18 protein-coding genes are annotated in these 18,638 nt (G+C 71.5%); 8 read left to right on the top strand and 10 right to left on the bottom strand.

Features of this window, described 5'->3' with window-relative positions; all coding sequences use genetic code 11:
* Nucleotide 1 precedes the first annotated feature (1 nt).
* The 5 genes from kdpB to ACQEV1_RS38300 form a co-directional block, all read right to left on the bottom strand.
* Entirely contained in the window at nt 2-2,176 is a 2,175-nt protein-coding gene (gene kdpB / locus ACQEV1_RS38280) for a potassium-transporting ATPase subunit KdpB (RefSeq protein WP_433401082.1), read from the bottom strand.
* The gene (kdpA, locus tag ACQEV1_RS38285) at nt 2,176-3,837 is read right to left on the bottom strand and encodes a potassium-transporting ATPase subunit KdpA (RefSeq protein WP_433401085.1); all 1,662 of its coding nucleotides are present in this window, start codon (nt 3,835-3,837) and stop codon (nt 2,176-2,178) included. The genes kdpB and kdpA overlap by 1 nt, the downstream gene beginning before the upstream one ends.
* Complete coding sequence (kdpF, locus tag ACQEV1_RS38290) at nt 3,838-3,927, bottom strand: K(+)-transporting ATPase subunit F (RefSeq protein WP_285581680.1); 90 nt, start codon at nt 3,925-3,927, stop codon at nt 3,838-3,840.
* Between the two features lie 138 nt (nt 3,928-4,065).
* Nucleotides 4,066-4,533 (bottom strand): hypothetical protein, encoded by a 468-nt coding sequence (locus tag ACQEV1_RS38295; RefSeq protein ID WP_433401089.1) that lies wholly within the window; start codon nt 4,531-4,533, stop codon nt 4,066-4,068.
* A gap of 633 nt (nt 4,534-5,166) precedes the next feature.
* Nucleotides 5,167-8,292, bottom strand: a complete 3,126-nt coding sequence (locus tag ACQEV1_RS38300; protein ID WP_433401092.1) for a GH116 family glycosyl hydrolase — start codon at nt 8,290-8,292, stop codon at nt 5,167-5,169.
* A 175-nt stretch (nt 8,293-8,467) separates the two neighbouring features.
* Here ACQEV1_RS38300 and ACQEV1_RS38305 point away from each other — a divergent pair, with 175 nt between their 5' ends.
* Entirely contained in the window at nt 8,468-9,565 is a 1,098-nt protein-coding gene (locus ACQEV1_RS38305) for a GTP-binding protein (protein ID WP_433401095.1), read from the top strand.
* 298 nt (nt 9,566-9,863) lie between these two features.
* Here ACQEV1_RS38305 and ACQEV1_RS38310 read toward each other — a convergent pair whose 3' ends face one another.
* Nucleotides 9,864-10,760 carry a LysR family transcriptional regulator gene (locus ACQEV1_RS38310; protein ID WP_433401098.1) on the bottom strand — a complete coding sequence of 299 codons (897 nt, stop codon included), beginning with the start codon at nt 10,758-10,760 and terminating at the stop codon, nt 9,864-9,866.
* Between the two features lie 71 nt (nt 10,761-10,831).
* Between ACQEV1_RS38310 and ACQEV1_RS38315 the strand changes: the two genes are divergently transcribed.
* Entirely contained in the window at nt 10,832-11,884 is a 1,053-nt protein-coding gene (locus tag ACQEV1_RS38315) for a YeiH family protein (protein ID WP_433401101.1), read from the top strand.
* Here ACQEV1_RS38315 and ACQEV1_RS38320 read toward each other — a convergent pair.
* From ACQEV1_RS38320 to ACQEV1_RS38335, 4 genes are all read right to left on the bottom strand, one after another.
* On the bottom strand, nt 11,873-12,454 hold the full coding sequence (locus ACQEV1_RS38320) for a Uma2 family endonuclease (RefSeq protein WP_433401104.1): 582 nt from the start codon (nt 12,452-12,454) through the stop codon (nt 11,873-11,875). The two genes, ACQEV1_RS38315 and ACQEV1_RS38320, sit on opposite strands and share 12 nt — an antisense overlap.
* A 136-nt stretch (nt 12,455-12,590) precedes the next feature.
* On the bottom strand, nt 12,591-13,394 hold the full coding sequence (locus tag ACQEV1_RS38325; RefSeq protein WP_433401106.1) for a DUF3710 domain-containing protein: 804 nt from the start codon (nt 13,392-13,394) through the stop codon (nt 12,591-12,593).
* A gap of 3 nt (nt 13,395-13,397) precedes the next feature.
* Complete coding sequence (gene dut / locus ACQEV1_RS38330; protein ID WP_432705619.1) at nt 13,398-13,898, bottom strand: dUTP diphosphatase; 501 nt, start codon at nt 13,896-13,898, stop codon at nt 13,398-13,400.
* A gap of 123 nt (nt 13,899-14,021) precedes the next feature.
* Nucleotides 14,022-15,245: an AI-2E family transporter gene (locus tag ACQEV1_RS38335; protein WP_285628626.1), complete on the bottom strand. Its 1,224-nt coding sequence runs from the start codon at nt 15,243-15,245 to the stop codon at nt 14,022-14,024.
* 236 nt (nt 15,246-15,481) lie between these two features.
* Here ACQEV1_RS38335 and ACQEV1_RS38340 point away from each other — a divergent pair, with 236 nt between their 5' ends.
* From ACQEV1_RS38340 to ACQEV1_RS38365, 6 genes are read left to right on the top strand one after another with little or no spacing between them, the layout of a single operon-like run.
* Nucleotides 15,482-16,189, top strand: coding sequence for a hypothetical protein (locus ACQEV1_RS38340; RefSeq protein ID WP_285628623.1), 708 nt, complete (start codon nt 15,482-15,484; stop codon nt 16,187-16,189).
* Nucleotides 16,189-16,725, top strand: coding sequence for a MauE/DoxX family redox-associated membrane protein (locus tag ACQEV1_RS38345; protein WP_433401111.1), 537 nt, complete (start codon nt 16,189-16,191; stop codon nt 16,723-16,725). The genes ACQEV1_RS38340 and ACQEV1_RS38345 overlap by 1 nt, the downstream gene beginning before the upstream one ends.
* Entirely contained in the window at nt 16,722-17,237 is a 516-nt protein-coding gene (locus tag ACQEV1_RS38350) for a hypothetical protein (RefSeq protein ID WP_285628617.1), read from the top strand. Before ACQEV1_RS38345 ends, ACQEV1_RS38350 begins: the two co-directional genes overlap by 4 nt.
* 54 nt (nt 17,238-17,291) lie before the next feature.
* Nucleotides 17,292-17,879, top strand: a complete 588-nt coding sequence (locus tag ACQEV1_RS38355; protein ID WP_285581653.1) for a hypothetical protein — start codon at nt 17,292-17,294, stop codon at nt 17,877-17,879.
* Nucleotides 17,866-18,042, top strand: coding sequence for a hypothetical protein (locus ACQEV1_RS38360; RefSeq protein ID WP_285581651.1), 177 nt, complete (start codon nt 17,866-17,868; stop codon nt 18,040-18,042). The genes ACQEV1_RS38355 and ACQEV1_RS38360 overlap by 14 nt, the downstream gene beginning before the upstream one ends.
* An 18-nt stretch (nt 18,043-18,060) precedes the next feature.
* Nucleotides 18,061-18,624, top strand: coding sequence for a hypothetical protein (locus tag ACQEV1_RS38365; RefSeq protein WP_285628614.1), 564 nt, complete (start codon nt 18,061-18,063; stop codon nt 18,622-18,624).
* Nucleotides 18,625-18,638 lie beyond the last annotated feature (14 nt).

Below are 18,638 nucleotides of genomic sequence, written 5' to 3' on the forward strand. Positions count from 1 at the left end.
GTCACATTCCCGGCAGGAACTGGATGAGCAGGTCGATGAGCTTGATGCCGATGAACGGCGCGACGATGCCGCCCAGGCCGTAGACGTAGAGGTTGCGGGACAGCAGCTTGGAGGCGCTCGACGGCCGGTACTTCACGCCGCGGAGCGCGAGCGGGATCAGCGCGACGATGATGATCGCGTTGAAGATGACCGCGGACAGGATCGCCGACTGCGGGCTGGAGAGCCGCATGATGTTGAGCTTGTCCAGGCCCGGGTAGACCGCCGCGAACATCGCCGGGATGATCGCGAAGTACTTGGCGATGTCGTTGGCGATCGAGAACGTCGTCAGCGCGCCCCGGGTGATCAGCAGCTGCTTGCCGATCTCCACGATCTCGATGAGCTTCGTCGGGTTGGAGTCGAGGTCGACCATGTTGCCGGCCTCCTTGGCGGCCGACGTGCCGGTGTTCATCGCGACGCCGACGTCGGCCTGCGCGAGGGCGGGGGCGTCGTTGGTGCCGTCGCCGGTCATGGCGACGAGCTTTCCGCCCTCCTGCTCGCGCTTGATCAGCGCCATCTTGTCCTCGGGCTTGGCCTCGGCGAGGAAGTCGTCGACGCCGGCCTCGTCCGCGATCGCCTTGGCGGTCAGCGGGTTGTCGCCCGTGATCATCACGGTGCGGATGCCCATGCTGCGCATCTCGTCGAAGCGCTCGCGCATGCCGGCCTTGACGACGTCCTTGAGGTGGATGACGCCGAGCACGTGCGCGGTCGTCCCCTCGTTCTCCGTGACGACCTCGCCGACCACCAGCGGTGTTCCGCCACTGGCCGAGATGCCGTCGACGATGTGGCCGACCTCGTCGGTGGGGTGCCCGCCGTTGTCGCGGACCCACTTCATCACCGCGGTGGCGGCGCCCTTGCGCAGGCACCGGCGGCCGCCGTCGTCGGTCGCCAGGTCGACGCCGGACATCCGGGTCTGGGCGGTGAACTCGATCCAGCTCGCGTGACCGAGCTCGCCCGGCGTGCGCTCCCGCAGGCCGTACTCGGTCTTGGCGAACACCACGATCGAGCGGCCCTCGGGCGTCTCGTCCGCGAGGCTGGACAGCTGGGCCGCGTCGGCGATCCGCGCCTCGGTCACGCCGTCGACCGGGGTGAACTCCGCGGCCTGCCGGTTGCCGAGCGTGATGGTGCCGGTCTTGTCCAGCAGCAGGGTGTTCACGTCGCCGGCCGCCTCGACCGCCCGGCCGCTCATCGCGAGGACGTTCCGCTGGACCAGCCGGTCCATGCCGGCGATGCCGATCGCGCTCAGCAGCGCGCCGATGGTCGTCGGGATCAGGCAGACCAGCAGCGAGACCATGACGATGCCGGTCACGCCGTGGGCGTTCAGGGCCAGGAAGTCCGGCACGCCCGGCTGGTTCGCCTTGCTGAAGATCGCCAGCGGCTGCAGCGTGGCCACCGCCATCACGAAGATGATCGTCAGCGAGGCGAGCAGGATGTTGAGGGCGATCTCGTTCGGCGTCTTCTGCCGGTTCGCGCCCTCGACCAGCGCGATCATCTTGTCGATGAAGCTCTCCCCCGGTTTCTGGGTGATCTTCACGACGATCCGGTCGGACAGCACCTTCGTACCGCCGGTGACCGCGCTGCGGTCGCCGCCCGACTCGCGGATGACCGGCGCCGACTCACCGGTGATGGCCGACTCGTCGACGCTGGCGATGCCCTCGACGACGTCGCCGTCACCGGGGATGATCTGGCCCGCCTCGACCACCACGTGGTCGCCCTGCCGAAGGTCGGGCGCGGGCACCGGCTCCTCCGCGGCCGTACGGCCCGGGGCCCAGCCGGTCAGACGGCGCGCCATCGTGTCGGTCTTGGCCCGGCGCAGCGTGTCGGCCTGGGCTTTTCCCCGCCCCTCCGCGACGGCCTCGGCGAGGTTCGCGAAGATCACCGTCAGCCAGAGCCAGACGACGATCAGCCAGCCGAACCAGGTGGGTTCGGCGATCGCCAGGACGGTGCTCCAGACCGCGCCGATCTCGACGATGAACATGACGGGGTTGCGCCACATGGTGCGCGGGTCGAGCTTGCGCACCGCGTTCGGCAGCGACCGGATGAGCTGCTTGGGGTCCAGCAGCCCGCCCTGCACCCGGCTCGGCTGTGCCTTCGGGGGCTCGGGCGCTGAGGTCTGCGGTTCCATGACTTGGGTGGACATCAGTGGATTCCTTCGGCCAACGGCCCGAGCGCGAGCGCCGGGAGGAAGGTGAGAGCGACGAGGACGACCGTGACGCCCGCGACCATGACCACGAACTGCGGCCGGTGCGTGGGCAGCGTGCCCTCCGACGCGGGAGTCAGGCCCTGCTTCGCCAGCGATCCGGCCAGCGCCAGGACGAAGATCATTGGCAGGAACCGCCCGAAGACCATCGCCAGGCCGAGCGCGGTGTCGTACCAGGGCGTGTTGACGGTGATGCCGGCGAACGCCGAGCCGTTGTTGTTCGAGGCGGAGGTGAAGGCGTACAGCACCTCGGACAGGCCGTGCGGGCCGCTGTTCAGCATCCCGGCCCGCTGGCCCGGTAGCGCCATCGCGAAGGCGGTGCCGACGAGCACACAGATCGGGGTGACGAGGAAGTACGTGGCGGCGAACTTGATCTCACGGCTGCCGATCTTCTTGCCGAGGTACTCCGGCGTGCGGCCGACCATCAGGCCGGCGACGAACACCGTGATGACGGCGAGGATGAGCATGCCGTACAGGCCCGAGCCCGTACCGCCGGGCGCGACCTCGCCCAGCATCATGTTGAACATCGTCATCATGCCGCCGAGGCTCGTGTACGAGTCGTGGAAGGAGTCGACGGCTCCGGTGGAGGTCAGCGTCGTCGCGTCGGCGAACGTCGCCGAGTTCGCCACGCCGAACCTCGTCTCGACGCCCTCCATGGACGAGCCGATCGCGGTCGGCACCGTGCCGTGGTGGGCGAGCTGGAACCACATGATCAGCGTCATGCTGAGGACGGCGAGGGTCGCCATCACGGAGACGATCGCGTAGCCCTGCTTGTCGCTGCCGACCATCCGGCCGAACGTCCGGGGCAGGCTGAAGCTGATGACCAGGAGCAGGAAGATCTCGAACCAGTTGGTCCAGGTCGTCGGGTTCTCGAACGGATGGGCGGAGTTGGCGTTGTAGAAGCCGCCGCCGTTCGTGCCGAGTTCCTTGATGACCTCCTGCGACGCCACCGGCCCACCGGTGATCGTCTGCTTGGCGCCGGTGAGGGTCTGGATCGTGTGCGGGTCGTGGAAGTTCTGCACGGCGCCGCCCGCGATCAGCACGATCGCGCCGACGACCGCGATCGGCAGCAGGATGCGCAGGTTGGCCCGTACGAGGTCCACCCAGAAGTTGCCGAGGTGCTCGGTCCGCCTGCGGGCGAACCCGCGGACGAGGGCGATCGCGACGGCGATGCCGACGGCGGCGGAGACGAAGTTCTGCACCGCGAGCCCGGCCATCTGCACCAGGTGGCCCATGGTCGACTCGCCGGAGTAGGACTGCCAGTTGGTGTTGGTGGTGAAGCTGATCGCGGTGTTCCAGGCCTGGTGCGTCATGACCGGCTTGAAGCCGAGGCTCAGCAGCAGGTGGTTCTGCAGGCGCTGCAGGCCGTACAGGAACAGGACGGAGACCACCGAGAAGGCCAGCACGCTGCGGGCGTACACGCCCCAGGTCTGCTCGGCGTCCGGCCGCACGCCGATCAGCCGGTAGATCACCTTTTCGGCGCGCGCGTGCCTGGTGCCGGTGAACACCCGGTACATGTAGTCGCCCAGCGGCCGGTACACGACGGCCAGCGCCAGGACGAGGGATCCGGCGAAGCAGATCCCCGCGGTCGTTGTGCTCATCTAGAAGCGCTCCGGGAACAGTAGGGCGACGATCATGAAGACGAACAGCACGACGGAGAGGATGAGCCCGATCAGGTTCTCCGCGTTCATCGCGCCCTCCCCGCGTCGTCCTTCGCCGGCCGGCCACACGGGGTTCGCTCGCGGCTCACAGCCGCTCCACCGCCTTCACGACCAGGGCGAACAGCGCGAAGATCGCCACTGTCAGCAGGACATAGACCAGGTCAGCCATCACTCGGTTCCTCTGTCGGATGTACGGGGGGCGGCCTCTTCGAGCCCTGCCCCGCCACCGGGGCGGGGCGCCGGGACGCCCACCTGCGTGGGTCCAGGAGTGGTCGCGTGGAACGCCGCCCAGACCGGATCCGCGCGCCGGCGGGGGCCGCGCGCCTCGGCGAGCGTGTGCACCGCGGCCACCAGAACACCGGCGAGCACGAGGACCGCGGCACGCGCGGCGTCGTCCCGCCCGGTGATCTCGATGACGCCGAAGCGGTGCACGTCGAAGCCGGTGACGCACAGCCAGGCGACCCCGCCGACACCGGCACCCGCGACCGGCGGGCTCGGCCACGCCCAGGCCGCGACGGCCAGGGTCACCACGCCGAACGCCGCCTGCCACGGCAGCCGGTCCAGCACGACGGCGATCGCGAACACGCTCGCACTACCACCCGCGAGCGGCCACGCGGAAGCTTCGAGGCGCGTCATCGCACCCTCCCAGACGTGTCGATGGACATGCCGTCCATCGGCCCCCTCACCAGGGGCTACGCCAGGAGTTAACTCCCGAAATAAGGCGTTAAGGCGGTCGTTGACGCCCTCTTAGCGCCGCCTCTCGGGCCCTTAACGCCTTTTTAACGGCGCGGGCCTCGGCCCCACGTGGGTGCTGTGGTCACGGCGCAGGCCGGTGGCAGTCCCGACAGCCGCACCGACGGCCGTATGGTGAGTGCCGGCGTCGCGTGGCGGCTCGTGATCGGTCTGATGGACCGCAGCGGGTCGTGGTCGGGGAGGGCGTCGCCGTCATTCCCGATGAGGATCATTGCCTCGTTGAGGGGGCGACGGTCGCGACCGGCGCGGCCGTCTGGGCGTCCGAATTCGGCACCGCGACCGGCAGGAACCGGCCGGCACGCCCGCGAGCAGCGCGCGGCGAAACGCCCGTGCCCCATCCCCGGCCGGGGCCGGGCACTCTCGTCGTGCTGTTCGCCGACGCCGTCGGACCGGGCCGAAGTGTGCCGCTCGGCGACGGCGAACCGTACGCGCGAGTCCTCGCCACCGGCGCAGGCCTCCCATCGGCCGTCGATCCGGTTCGGCGGCCGATGGGCATCAGCCCGAGAGACTGCGCGGCTACCGGTCGGCGGTGACCTCGACGCGGAGGCGGTGCCCCGCGCCGATCGTCGTGGGAGTCGTGAAGGCGACCTCCACGGTCGTGCTCTCGGCGTGGATCGACGCGACGTGCACGCCGCCGTGCGGGCCGTGGGCGGTGACCTTCAGGTGCGCGGGGTCCGGTGGGGCGGCCAGTTCGAGCGTGAAGGTCCGGACGGTGATCTCGCCGTGCCGTACCTCGACCTCGCACGTCTGCCGGTGCGCGTCGCGGCGCTGCCGGTAGAGGCCCCAGCCTCCGGCGGCGGTGAAGGCCGCGGCGAAGTCCTCCGGCCGCACCTTCGGCGCGAAGCCGAGGCGGCCCGCCGGGCCGTGGTGGGAGTAGCCGCACGCGGCCAGGTACACGCCGTAGCCCGCCATCGCCCGCGCGTAGTGCTCGCTGCACTCGATCTCGTTGTACGGGTTCCGCTTCCCCGCGGCGTACCGGTCGTGGACCGCACGCGTGATCGTCAGCCCCTCGTCGACGAGTCCTTCGTAGACCATCTGCGTGGCGACCTGGTACTCCTGGCCGGTCCACGACTCGTTGAAGTAGGTCGCCGACCAGGTCGGCGGGTCGCCGTTCGCCTGGTCGGCGCCGCCGTGCGGGAAGGTCGTCATCACCACGGCGGGCTCGTGCGCCGTCGCGAACCACCGGCCGCCCTGGATCTGCGGATGGTCCGTACGGTACGCCGCCGGGTCGGGCACGTAGTTGTACCGGTAGATGCTGGCCAGGGCGGTCTTGGCCTTGTCCTCGGGGAACACGCGGGGCAGGCCGAGCTGGAGCGCCAGGCTCTGGCCGAACATCTGGTCGATGTGGCAGCCGATGTTGGTGTTGGCCGCCTCGGGATGGTGCTGGTCGACGAGCTGGATGAAGTACTCCCCCGTCCACAGGTCGGTGGCGATCGAGCGGCAACCGGAGTCGGCGAGCGTACGGCACCGCTTGGCGAACGCCGTGTCACCCATCTCGTCGGCCATCTCCGCCCCGGCGTACAGTGCCGCGGCGTACATGCCGGTCATCCAGGCGATCTCGCCGTACCAGACGGCGTCGAGCGTGTTGGGCTGCGGCCCTTCGAGCGTGCCGTCCTGCCGGTCGTCGCGGCTCATCACCCAGCCCAGCGCCTGCTTGGCACGTGGCCAGACCCGGCGCAGGAACGCCGTGTCCCGCGTCATCTGGTGTTCGCGGTAGATCCGCAGGATCGTGCCGCACTGGCCGTCCGTCGCCCAGCCCATGTCGGCCTCGGCCCGGTTGCCGATCTCCCCGGTGCCGGTGTGGAAGCCGATGCCCAGGTCGACGCGTTCGCGTGTGTCGCGCTCGATCGAGGGGAACAGGCGGCCGATCGCCTGCGCGTAGTTCCACACGTGTTCGCAGGTGCCCGCGCAGCAGCCGACGCCCTCCCACGCGTAGAACCGGCCGCCGGCGAACTTCAGGCAGGTGGAGGTGGCCAGCGTCGACGCCGTGGCGAGCGTGCGCTCGAGGAACCAGTGCGGCAGTGTCGCGTCGGTGTACCAGGTGTCCACCCACGTCCGGGTGACCGTCTCCAGCCGTTCGATCTCCCGGGCGAGATGGCGCATGACATCGGACGCCGAGTCGAACCGCTCGGCGTAGTGGCGGCGCAACGTGGCACTCCCGGACAGGAACGACAGGGCCGCACGGTCGGGCACCGGGAAGTACCACGCGTAGGCGAACCGTACGGTGCGGCTCTGCCCCGGGCCGAGCCGGACGGGCACCGTGACCGCGCCGGCGATCGTGCCCAGGCCGCCGTCGATCTGACCGGGTCCGGCGCCCGCCTCGGCGATCTCCTCGGGTGTGCTCCACTTCGCGAGCGACGGGCGGACGCGGGCGTCCGGCTCGAGCGCCGCGAGCGTGACCGTGCCACCGTCGGTGAGCGTGTCGATCGGCTGTTTGGAGGGCGGAACGTCGGTGAAGACGATCCGGTCGACGTTCACGTGGCCCCAGCCGCCGGTGGCCTCGTCGACGATCTCGATGTGAGCCGTCCTGCCCTGATGCCGGATCAGGTCCATGCCGCGTACGGTGAGCGGCTCGGTGTTGTCACCGGTGACCGAGGCGACGACGGCGCCGTCCACGACGACACGGGCGCAGGTGTGCGCCGCGTCGGCTCCGCCCCCGACCCGCACGGTGACGTAGCGGCGCTCGATGGTGAAGTTCTGGCTGGTCAGCTTGCCGGTGTACGCGTCGGCCCGCCCGGCGTCGCCGTTCGCGGCCTGGAAGTTGTGCGAGGTGACGAACCGCTGCCCGGAGACGCGCAGGTCGCCGAAGCGCTTCATGTAGTCCGGCACCTGGTCGGCGAGAACCGGTCCGGCGCCGAACGCGTCGCCCGCCACGCTCCAGCCCTCATAGGTGGTGCGCTCCCAGTCCTCGAACACGATGTCCGGCCGGGGCTGGCCGGCCTCGCCCGCGGCGGCGGTGAACTCCACGCCCGCGAACCCCGCGCCGCCGACCCGCTCGCCGGACAGCAGGACCGGCTGCTGCGAGCGGGCACGCAGGCAGACGGGGTTCTCGGCCCAGGCGGTGAGCTCGGCGCGCACGGGACGCGAGGACGTGTTGGTGACGGTGTAGGCGAGGACGGTGACCGGCAGCGTCGAGTCGTCGGCCTCCCCCGGGACGAACGGCGAGTAGGCCTCCAGCCGGACCCGGACCGGGCACTCCGGGGCGCGGTAGTCGACGCGGCCGATCGGGTACTGGCCGGTGAAGGCCACGTCGTCGAACCCGTCGCCGTCGACGCGGCGGGCCCGGTCGCCGGTGGTCTTGATCACGACGCCCTGGCCGAACGGGAAGAACGGGTCGCGCGGCGCGGCGTAGGTGCTGCCGCCGCCCTCGGCGCCGGGCGCGACCGGGCCGTTGTCGACGTCCCAGTACCAGAGCCGCCCGTCGCCGCCGAGGTAGACCTGACCGCAGCAGCCGCCGCCCACCGGCATGCCGATGTAGCGCAGGTCGGAGCCGGTGTAACGGGTCGGCACGCCGCGTTCGCGCAGCCCGGAGGGTACGGGCTTGGCGGCGGGCACGAGCGACTGGTCCGGCAGCGTGCCCGCGGCGAGCGCGTCGCGGGCGTGCGCGGCGAGCAGGGCCGCGCTCGCCGCGGCGGCCGACATGCCGAGAAATCCTCGGCGGCTGACCGGTCCGCCGTGGCCGCCGCATCTGCCGCCGCAACAGTCCGTGTGGTGCTCGTTCATGTTCCGCCCCTCCCAAGAAATCGATTTCTGAAATCGATTTCTCGGGAAAAATAAGTTAGCCTCGGCGCGCTGTCAACGACTCCTGGAGCGTGACATGGCGACATTCGCCCCCTTCGGCGGCTTTCTCGGTGCCGGCAAGACGACCACGTTGCTCGCGGCGGCCCGGCGGTTCTCCGCCGAGGGCCGCCGGGTCGCGGTGGTCACCAACGACCAGGGACGCGACCTCGTGGACACCCGGCTCGCCCGCGCCGAGGTGGCGCGCGTGTCCGAGGTGACCGACGGGTGCTTCTGCTGCCGGTTCGAAGACCTGGCGGCGGTCGTGACCTCCCTGCTGGACGACGAAGTGGACGTCGTCCTGGCCGAGGCCGTCGGCAGCTGCACCGACCTGCGAGCCACGGTGGTCCGCCCGCTCCGCCGCGACCACGGCGACCGGCTCCGCGTCGCACCCCTGACCGCGGTCGTCGACCCGGACCGCTACCGGCTCTTCGCCCGCGCCTGGGACGTCGGCGCGGAGTCCGACCTGGCGTACCTGTACGCCCACCAGCTCGCCGAGGCGGACGTCATCGCCGTGAACAAGATCGACACCGTGCCGGAGGATCGGCTGCCCGCCCTCCTGGCCGACGTCGGCCGGCGCTACCCGGCCGCACGCGTGGTGCCGTACACGGCCGCGCGCGGCGAGGTCACCGAGCTGCTGGCGGCCCTGGCGGATCCGGTCGCCGACACCGCCGAGGACCCGGAGCTGGACTATGACCGGTACGCCGCGGCGGAAGCGGCGCTGGCCTGGCTCAACCACGCGGTGACGCTGACCGCGCCGAGGTCGGGCTTCCACCCGGCGCGGTGGGCGACCACGGCGCTGGCGACGCTGTCGTCGGCCTGCGCGTCCGCCGGTGCGCTGGTCGGGCACGCCAAGCTCAGCCTGGACACGCCCGGCGGCCTGGTGAAGGCGAGCCTCACGGAGGCCGGCGGGGAGCCCCGGCTGGACGTGACCGGCCCGGCGCGGGCGTCCAGTGGCCGTGCGGCGTTCAACCTGCGGATCGCGTGGACGCCGGAGGACCTGGACCGGGCGGCAGCCGACGCCGTACGCGCCGCCGACCTGACCTGCGGAACGCAGGCCGCCCACGAACCGGGCACCCCCGCCTTCCGCCCCACCTACCCGCGCCCGACCCACCGCATCACGGCCGGCCACGGGTGACGTGAAGAAGACGCACCCCGGCGCCGGGCAGTCCGCGGCCCCGCGACCAGACGACACACAGGACCGCCGTACGCGGCACCGACCTGACCCGCGGAACACAGGCCGCCCACGAACCGGGCACCCCCGCCTACCCACCGCATCACGACCGGCCACGCGTGACGTGAAGAAGACGCACCCCGGCGTCGGGCAGTCCGCAGCCCCGCGACCAGACGACACACAGGACCGCCGTACGCGGCACCGACCTGACCCGCGGAACGCAGGCCGCCCACGAACCGGGCACCCCCGCCTACCCACCGCATCACGACCGGCCGCGCGTGACCTGGAGAAGACGTACCGCGGTGTCGGGCAGCTCGCGGCCGCGGGGCCAGACGGCGCGCAGGACGCGGTCGAGGTTCAGCTCGCTGGGGACCTCGACCAGGCGGCCCGCCGCGATCTCGTCCGCGACGGCCAGCGCGCTCAGCACGGCCGGGGCCGTACCGGAGATCGCCGCGATGCGCAGCGGAGCGGTACCGCCCAGTTCGAGCGCGGGCTCGGTCACTCCCCCGTAAGCGGCCAGGGCCGCCTCCAGGGTCTCGCGCGTGCCCGAGCCCGCCTCCCGCAGCAGCAGCGGCGTCGTGGCGAGCTCCACCGGGCGCAGCGGACGGCGTTTGCGTGACCACGCGTGGGCCGGGGCGACCACCACGACGAGCCGGTCGCGGGCCACCGCACGGCTGTGCAGGTCGCGCGGCGCCCCGCGGCCCTCGATGAACCCCAGGTCGGCCTCGCCGCCGCGAAGGCGCTCGATCACATGGGCGCTGTTGGCGACATTCAGCTCGACGTGCACGCCCGGGTCGACGTCGCGCAGCGTGACGAGCCAGCCCGGCATCAGGTGCTCGGCGATGGTCAGGCTCGCGGCCACGCGCAACCGGCCGTGCTGGCGGGCGCGAAGGGCGGAGACGCCCTCGACCAGCGCGTACGCCGGTTCGAGCACGGTCCTCGCCCAGTCGGTGACCACGAGCCCGGCGGAGGTGAGCCGGGAACCGCTGGGCGAGCGTACGAGCAGGCGGACGCCCAGCCGGCGTTCGAGCGTGCGCATCCGAGCGCTGGCGGACGGCTGGCTGATCCGCTGCCGCGCCGCCGCCTGCCCGAGGCTGCCCGTCTCGGCGACGGCGACGAGCAGTTCGAGCGCCTCCAGGTCCGGCAGACGTTGAGCCATAGAGGAACTCTATGACCTGCCAGCGGAACACCTGCTAGTGCGTCCTCCGTACGGGCCCGATCCTGAGGATCATGACCACCTCGCTGACGCGCCCCCACGCCCCCCGCACCTCACCGGCGATCGGGTCGCGTCGCGTACGGAGCGTCGCGCCGGGTCTCGCGGTGTGCGCGGCCGGCGTCGTGGTGGCCTGGTGCGTGCACCGGCTAGCAGGGCCGGTGCCGATGCTGACGGCCGCCCTGCTGCTCGGCATCGTCGCGGTCAACGCCGGGGTCCTCCCCGAGGCGACGCGGGCGGGAACGCGGTTCGCCGCGAGAACGCTGATGCGGGCGGGCGTGGTGCTGCTCGGGCTCCAGGTGTCGGTGAGCGACATCGCGGGGCTGGGCTGGGGGACGATCGCGATGACCCTGGCCGTACTGCTCGCGACCCTGCTCGGCACCACGTGGCTGGGGCGGCTGATGGGCCTGCCGCACCGGTTGTCGCTGCTGGTCGCCGCCGGTTGTGCCATCTGCGGCGCGTCCGCCGTCGCCGCCGTCGACGGCGTGCTCGGCTCGCGCGGCGGCGCGGACGGCGACCGGGAGGGCGACGCCGCGACGGCGGTCGCGGTGGTCATGCTGTGCGGCACCCTGGCGATCGCGGTGCTGCCGCTGCTGGGCCCGCTGCTCGGCCTGTCCCCGTACGACCAGGGCCGCTGGGTGGGCGCGAGCGTGCACGACGTCGGGCAGGTCGTCGCGACGGCCACGGCCCTGGGCCCGGCGGCCGTCGTCCCGGCGATCGCGGTCAAGCTGATCCGGGTCGCCACGCTCGCCCCGGTGACGACCGCGATCGGCCTGCGCGCCCGCCGCGGCGACGCGTCCGGAGTCCGCCGCCCTCCGGTGGTGCCGATCTTCCTGATCGCCTTCGTGGCGATGGTCGTGATCCGCTCGGTCGGCGCGGTGCCCGCGCACGTCCTGGACGACGTGAGCACCGGGAAGGACCTGCTGTTCGCCGCGGCCCTGTTCGGCCTGGGCACCGCCGTACGCGTCCGCCTCCTCGTACGGACGGGCCACCGCGCCCTGCTGCTGGGCCTGACGTCCTGGGTACTGATCGCCGGCGTCTCCTACGCCGGCGTCCTGCTAACCCGCTGACCGCCGCGGCCCGACCAGCTCCCCCGGATCGAAACTCAACGGGAAAGGTCTGCTGACCTCCAACCGCTCACCGGACTTCGCCTCGGCGACCTTGACATAGTCCCGGCCCTGTCGCCGAAGAAACGTGACCTGTGGCTCAACTGACAGGTCGACCTCAACGTAGAAAAGGATCCCGGCCTCTGCGTAACGCTGCGGTTTCCAGGCACGTTCGAACTTGGAATTCCCCGGGCTGAGTATCTCTGCCACGAGGACGACGTCAGCGGACTCCACGAACTGTCCCGGACCACCGAGAACCTCTGCCGTGGCCACCATGACGTCGGGAACCAGAAGATCCGCTCCGACCTGGAGATTGACCTCGCGATTCGCCTCCAGTTCGGGAGGCGCGGCGGCGTCCAGAAACTTCTCCAACCGCTTGCTGGCCATCTGATGCGGTTTGGCGGGCACGGGGGATACCACCAGTCTTCCGTCGACGAGCTCATACCGCGAGCCGTTTTCCGGCATCGCGACGACTTCGTCGATCGTCCAAGGTCCTGAGTGAAGGTCCTGCGGCATGGCGAGCACCTCGGTCATCGGTGGGTCACCTCCGTACACGTCGCCAGTGTCACATGCCGAACGGTGATTACCCTACGCGCTTGAACGATTACGGGAAAAGTAGTTCGAGAAACCCGCCACCGGCGGTTTCGCCGGTGACGGGTTCGGGGCGGGCTCAGCGGACCTCGGTGATCTCCGGGCCGCGCTCGAACGGGTTGAGCGGCGGGCGGTCGCCCTCACCCTCGCCGCCCTGCTCCGCGTTCATCGCCTGCTGGGCCTCGGCCGGCAGGCTGAGTTCGAGCAGCTCCCGCGGTGGCATCGGGGCGTCACCCCGGACGACGACGATGTGCTGGAACACCTGCTCCATGATCGCCGCCTGCTCCGGGTCCTCCAGGGCGGCGCCGCTCAGTACGCCGCGCAGGAACCAGCGAGGGCCGTCTACGCCGATGAAGCGGACCGGCTGCCAGCCGAAGCCCTGTTCGGCGATCTCGGCCGGGACCTGGTCGCGCATCTCCTCCGGGATGGCCACCGGCACCATGCCGTGCAGCTCCTTGCCGAACGGGCCCTCGGCCTCCTGGGCCTCGCCCTCGGCCTGCTTGATCTCGTCGGCGGTCTCCTTGCGGACCTCGTCCCAGATCCCGTTCTTCTTCGGCGCGGCGAAGGGCTGCACCTGCAGGCCGCTCTCCCCGTGCACGATCGTGATCGCGACGATGCGGCCGCCGACGGGGTTGCCCTGGGCGTCCTGCTCGACGGCCTCGACGTTCACCTGGATCTCGATGCCCTCTCCGATGGGCACCTGGATCGCACCGAAGTCGACGCGTTCCATCTCCGGAACCTTGTCGGCCTCGGAGTCCCACGGGCCGCCGTACGGCAGGGCCGCGGGCTCTTCGTCGGGCTCGGCCGGCTCGTCCGCGACGGTCTCCTCGTCGGTCGGCTCGACGTTCTCGGGCTCATCGTCCCGACGACGGCGTCGAAACACGACTCACGCTCCTTCACTGCTGTGCTGAACGGACGCGCCGGCGACGCGACCTTGGACTGTCCCCGCGTACCCGCCGGTGGATCCGAACCCACCGTCTCCGCGGGCGGACCCCGGCAGGGTCTCGACCTCATGGAAGACCGCCCGCTCCACGCGCTGGATGACCAACTGCGCGATGCGGTCGCCGCGGTTCAGGCGGACGGTGTTCCGGATGTCGGTGTTCAGCAGGGTGACCTTGATCTCTCCCCGGTAACCCGCGTCGACGGTGCCCGGGGCGTTGACGATCGTCACTCCCAATCTAGCCCCCAGTCCGGACCGCGGGTGCACGAAGGCCGCGTAGCCGTCGGGCAACGCGATCGCGATCCCCGTCGGCACCACCTGGCGCTCGCCGGGCGCGAGCTCGACGTCCTCCGCCGCGCACAGGTCCGCCCCGGCGTCGCCGGGGTGCGCGTACGCGGGCGCGGGCAGGCCCGGGTCGAGTCGCTTGATCAGTACGTCCACGGTCAACGTCTCACCTCGTCGTCATGGGCCCCTCGGCACGTCACAGGGCGTGACACTACCGTCTGAACGGCCTGTTTCCGGTGACCACCGTGCGCTGCGTACGGCATCGGGCCCGTGAGAGCGCACCTCTCAGGTGGACCGCGGCCCGTCCGGGCGCGGCTCCTCCGCCGGTGACTCTTCGGTCCGCGTCTCCTCGGGCTTCTCCGCCGGCGCATCCTCGGAGCTCGACCCGCCCCGGCGCGTGGCCATCGGACGCAGCCGTCCGCCGGCGAGAGACGGCGGCTTGGCGGGGGCGTCGGCGGGTGTGGGCTCGGAGGAGTCGCGCAGCGCCGGCACCGCGCGGTAGAGGACGGCGGCCGTGGGCACCGCGACGGCGGCGCCCGGGATGCCGCCGACCACTCCGCCGATCGTGATCGCGAGGATGATCGCGAGCGGGTGGAAGCGCACCCACCGGCCGACCACGAGCGGCTGCAGGACGTGCCCTTCCAACTGCTGTTCGAGGACCAGGATGCCGAGGAAGACGAGCGCGGCGATGCCGCCCTTGACGCTGAAGACGACGAGGACCGCCAGCGCCCCGGCGACCAGGATCCCGACGATCGGGATGAAGCTGCCGAAGAAGATGATCACCGCGAGCGGTGCGACGAGCGGCACGCCCATGATGATCAGCACGACCGCGATGACCACCGAGTGGATGAGCGCCACGATCACCGTGCCGTGGACGTACTGCGACAGCGTCTCCCACGCCGCGCGGCCGGCCCGGTCGAAGCGGTCGCGGTACTGGCCGAAGCCGCGGATGAGCCAGTTCCAGATGCCGCGTCCGTCCTTGAGCAGGAAGAACGTGACGAAGAACAGGAACACGATGGACGCGATCACCTCACCGGCGACGGTGGCGCCGGTGAAGACGGTGTTCACGACCCTGCCGCGCTGCTGCTGGAGCTGTTTGAGCAGCTCGTCGATGGCCGACTGCAGCTGGGAGTTCTTCAGGTGGAGCGGCCCGGTGACCAGCCAGTGCTGCCCCTGCTTGACGGTGTGCTGGATGCGGTCGACGAGATGCGGGAACTGGTCGTTGGCCTGGATGCCGACGAACGTGCCGACGCCGCCGAGCACGGCGAGCGCCAGCAGCATGGTCAGCCAGGTGGCGGCCAGGGAGGGCATCCGGCGGCGCAGCCGGTCGGTCAACGGCTGCAGCAGGGCGCACAGCAGCAGGGCGATCGCGCAGGGCAGGACAACGAGCCGCAGCCGATCGATGACATTGACGACCGCGTACACCACGACGCCGATCACGATGAGCCGCCAGCACCATGCCGCGGCCGCGGCCAAGACCGGCGGCACCTGCGGATCCCGTTGCGTCACGTGTCTCCTCCGACGCTGGCCCTACCCGAACTCCCCATGTCCACTCAGGCGGCCCCATCGTGTCACGCCCGCCCGTCCGGGACGACGTCTTGACGGCCCCGGGTGTTCACCCGGCGACGGCATTGGCCACAAACGGGCACCCGTGATTCGGCTCTCACGCGGCCGGGGACCAGACGTACACGGGCGTATGCCCGGTTTCCCCTCGTCTCCGGCACCCTTCACGGGAGGCGTCACCCATGGCCGCGACCAGTTCCTTGAGCGTCGTACACCGCTCCATCGACGGATACCGGTACCGCATCTCCGGGAAGTTCGACCTCGGCGAGCCGTTCACCTCCGTGGGCCGGTACGCCGTCGACGGCGGACTGTACGAGCTGACCTCCGGAGAGCATTCCGTGGCCACGGGATGGACCCGTGACCTGGGCGTTCAGCGGTTCGACGATGAGTTCTCCCTGCCGAACGGACGGCTGCGCACCGTACGGGTCACCGACTACGACAAGCGCTCCGGGCTGGAGGACCAGCTGCTCGCCGTGGTCTGGCAGGGCACCCGGTTCTCGCTGTTCGTCCCGATGTACAACGCCAAGCCCGCCGACGCCGTCCATCTCTTCCAGCTCCTCGGCGTGACCGAGCACGCCGACGGCCTCACCGTCGCCTCGCACAATCCCAAGCGCGCCGGCATCGCCGAACCGGGCGAGATGGTCAAGGAGGTGCCCGGCCTCGGCCTGCTGCAGGTGACCGCGCTCAACAAGACGACCGCGCGGCGGCTCCCCTCGTGGCGTGGCGCGCGGCTGCCGCACGGCGAGCTGTTCCGCGACACGCTCGACGACGACAGCACCTACTTCCTGCTCGCCACCCCGTCCGCGATGGTCACCGTGCTGCCGCACGAGGGCGAGACCGCCAAGGTCCCGGGGCGGATGGCCGCGCTCAAGGTCGAGACCGTCGCCTGATGGCGGAGATGCTCACGGGCGTCTGCGCCGGAACCGTCGCGCTCGTCCTGCTGCTGGCGTTCGCCGGGCACCTGCGCGCCCCGCGTACGCTGCCGGCCGCGCTGGCCGCCCACCGCGTCCTGCCCGGCCCGCTGCGGTGGCCGGTCGCGGTCGCCGTCATCGCGCTCGAAGGGGCGCTCGGGGCGGCCACGGGATACGCCGTGGCGGCCGGCCGCACGCACGCCCTCACGCTCGCGGCGGGCGGCGCCGCTGTCCTGTTCGCCGGCTACGCGGGCTACGGCTGGTACGTCCTGCGCACCCGGCCGAGCGTGCCGTGCGGCTGTGCGACCGGGCCGGGCGGGGACACGCCGATGAGCGGCTGGGTGGCCGGACGCGCCGCCGCGCTCGCGCTCGCGTCCCTCGTGGCGGTCACCGGGACGACGCCGGCGCACGGCACCCACACCGCGATCGCGGTCCTGGCCTCCGTCGTGTTCGCGGTGCTGCTGTCGCTGCTGCCGCAGGCCATGTTCGATCCCGAAAGGCAGGCCGCCCCATGAGTTTTGAGACCACCGCGCTCTTGTTGACGTGGGTGGCGCTGGTACTGCTCGCGCTGGTCGTCGCCGGGCTGGTGCGCCAGGTGCACCATCTCACGCAGGGACCGCGCGCCCGCGACCTCGGCCTGCGGACCGGCACGCCCGCGCCCGCCCTGGACCGCGTACGGGCCGAGCCGGAACGCGCGACCCTCCTGTTGTTCCTGAGCGACGACTGCCCGGTCTGTCACGACGTCTTCCACGAGGCGCTCGGCCTCCGCGGCGCCCCGGCGATCAGGGCGATCTTCGCCGAGGAGGCGATCGGCGGGGACCCGCCGGCGAACATGACGGTCCTGCCGCGTCAGGCCGAACTCTTCACGGCGTACCGCGTCCCGGCCACGCCGTACGGGGTGATCATCGGCGCGGACGGGCGGGTGCGCACGGCGGAGCCGGTCGGGTCGATCCGCGGCCTGCACGCTCTGGTCACCGACGCCGGTGGACTGCACGACGACGCGGAACTGGACCCCAGCACACGGTGAGACCCGGGCGGCCGTGAGCGGCCGCCGGGAAGAGGACCGGAAAGAGGAATGGCCATGCTCGATCTCGACAGCATCCCCCCGCTGCGCGGCCCCCGTCCGGAGGGCGCCCAGCGCGTACGCCGCCACGCGCCCGCGGCGACCGCCGAAGGCGTCGGCCGCCGGTCGCTTCTCGGCGGAGTGATCGCCGCCGGCACCACGGCCGGGCTGGTCGCCGTCGGGGTGTTCACCCCGGCGCGCAAGGCCCTGGCGGCCTCGGGGCCCGGCACCAACGGCTGGGTGCCGGGCACCTACACGCATGGCCTGACGCCGGGCTACTACGACATCTACGCCAAATGCCCGTCGTACGCGTCCTCGCACAACTGCTCGCCCGGCTGCGGGCCCAGCACCGTCGTGTCCACCGCGTGCCGGACCAGCGGAAAGTACAAGGGCTATCACAAGTCCGGCGTATCGGATCCAGGCCAGTACAAGCTGCGGCCGAACGAGTGCTACGGCTCCAAGTACGACGGCTGGATCTGGCACTACGCGAACCCCTGCGGCAACTGCCCGACGTCGGTGACCTGGCGCTGCCACGACGGCTGGACGAAGAGCTCCGCCGGCACCTGGTACAAGTCGATCTGCCGGTATGCGTATGCCTGCAGCTGAGGCCGTGCCCGCGGGACGCCTGCGCCGCGGGCTGACCGAGCCGCTGCTGCCGTTCGCCGCGCTGGCGCTTTTGGCCGTCGCGGCGGCCGCCGCCGACCACGCGGTGCTGTGCTGGGCCTCGGTCGGGGCGCTCGCGGGCTACTCGCTGTCCGGCTCGGTTTGAACGCGCAACAGCGATTTCGTGCTGTTCTCGCCAGGTTGGCGGGCGCCCGTACGGCAGGGCCAGGTCCTCGCCGTCTTCTCCGCCGGGCTGCTGCTCGGCGGCACGCTCACCGCGACCGTGCTGTGGCTGCTGTCTGGCCTGACGGCGCCCCTCCCGGGTGTGGCGCGCGCTGGGCTCATCATCGCCGTTGCGGTCCTGGGCGTCGCGCGTGAGGCGGGGTGGGTACGGATCCCGATGCCGCAGAACGCCCGGCAGATCCCGCAGGAGGTGCTGCGCGCCCGGATCCGGCGGGGCGCGCTGCGTTTCGGGTTCGAGCTGGGCACCGGCGTGCGCACCTACGTCTCCGCGAGCGCCCCGTACGTCGTGGCGCTCGGGCTGCTGCTCGCCCATCAGGGCCCGGTGCCGACGATCCTGACCGGCACCGGCTTCGGCATCGGCCGCGCCGCGACGGCGGCGACCCGCTACGCCAGCCGCCACGACGAGTGGGACGACCGCCGCGTGACCCGGATGCCGCTCCTGAAGAACGCGATCGCGCTGACGGTGCTGGTCGCCCTGGTGCTGCTGGTCGTCCGCGGCAGGTGAACCCGTCCCGCGTT

It is taken from the genome of Actinoallomurus sp. CA-142502, assembly GCF_050936355.1.
In the GTDB taxonomy this organism is placed as follows: Bacteria; Actinomycetota; Actinomycetes; order Streptosporangiales; family Streptosporangiaceae; genus Actinoallomurus; species Actinoallomurus iriomotensis.

Excerpts from the sequence above, each read along its gene's own strand:
- ACQEV1_RS38310 (WP_433401098.1), bottom strand. The coding sequence starts at position 10,760 with ATGGCTCAACGTCTGCCGGACCTGGAGGCGCTCGAACTGCTCGTCGCC.
- kdpA (WP_433401085.1), bottom strand. The coding sequence starts at position 3,837 with ATGAGCACAACGACCGCGGGGATCTGCTTCGCCGGATCCCTCGTCCTG.
- kdpB (WP_433401082.1), bottom strand. The coding sequence starts at position 2,176 with ATGTCCACCCAAGTCATGGAACCGCAGACCTCAGCGCCCGAGCCCCCG.
- ACQEV1_RS38320 (WP_433401104.1), bottom strand. The coding sequence starts at position 12,454 with ATGACCGAGGTGCTCGCCATGCCGCAGGACCTTCACTCAGGACCTTGG.
- ACQEV1_RS38300 (WP_433401092.1), bottom strand. The coding sequence starts at position 8,292 with ATGTCGGCCGCCGCGGCGAGCGCGGCCCTGCTCGCCGCGCACGCCCGC.
- ACQEV1_RS38305 (WP_433401095.1), top strand. The coding sequence starts at position 8,468 with ATGGCGACATTCGCCCCCTTCGGCGGCTTTCTCGGTGCCGGCAAGACG.
- ACQEV1_RS38350 (WP_285628617.1), top strand. The coding sequence starts at position 16,722 with ATGAGTTTTGAGACCACCGCGCTCTTGTTGACGTGGGTGGCGCTGGTA.
- kdpF (WP_285581680.1), bottom strand. The coding sequence starts at position 3,927 with ATGAACGCGGAGAACCTGATCGGGCTCATCCTCTCCGTCGTGCTGTTC.
- ACQEV1_RS38315 (WP_433401101.1), top strand. The coding sequence starts at position 10,832 with ATGACCACCTCGCTGACGCGCCCCCACGCCCCCCGCACCTCACCGGCG.
- ACQEV1_RS38295 (WP_433401089.1), bottom strand. The coding sequence starts at position 4,533 with ATGACGCGCCTCGAAGCTTCCGCGTGGCCGCTCGCGGGTGGTAGTGCG.
- ACQEV1_RS38355 (WP_285581653.1), top strand. The coding sequence starts at position 17,292 with ATGCTCGATCTCGACAGCATCCCCCCGCTGCGCGGCCCCCGTCCGGAG.
- ACQEV1_RS38360 (WP_285581651.1), top strand. The coding sequence starts at position 17,866 with ATGCCTGCAGCTGAGGCCGTGCCCGCGGGACGCCTGCGCCGCGGGCTG.
- ACQEV1_RS38340 (WP_285628623.1), top strand. The coding sequence starts at position 15,482 with ATGGCCGCGACCAGTTCCTTGAGCGTCGTACACCGCTCCATCGACGGA.
- ACQEV1_RS38345 (WP_433401111.1), top strand. The coding sequence starts at position 16,189 with ATGGCGGAGATGCTCACGGGCGTCTGCGCCGGAACCGTCGCGCTCGTC.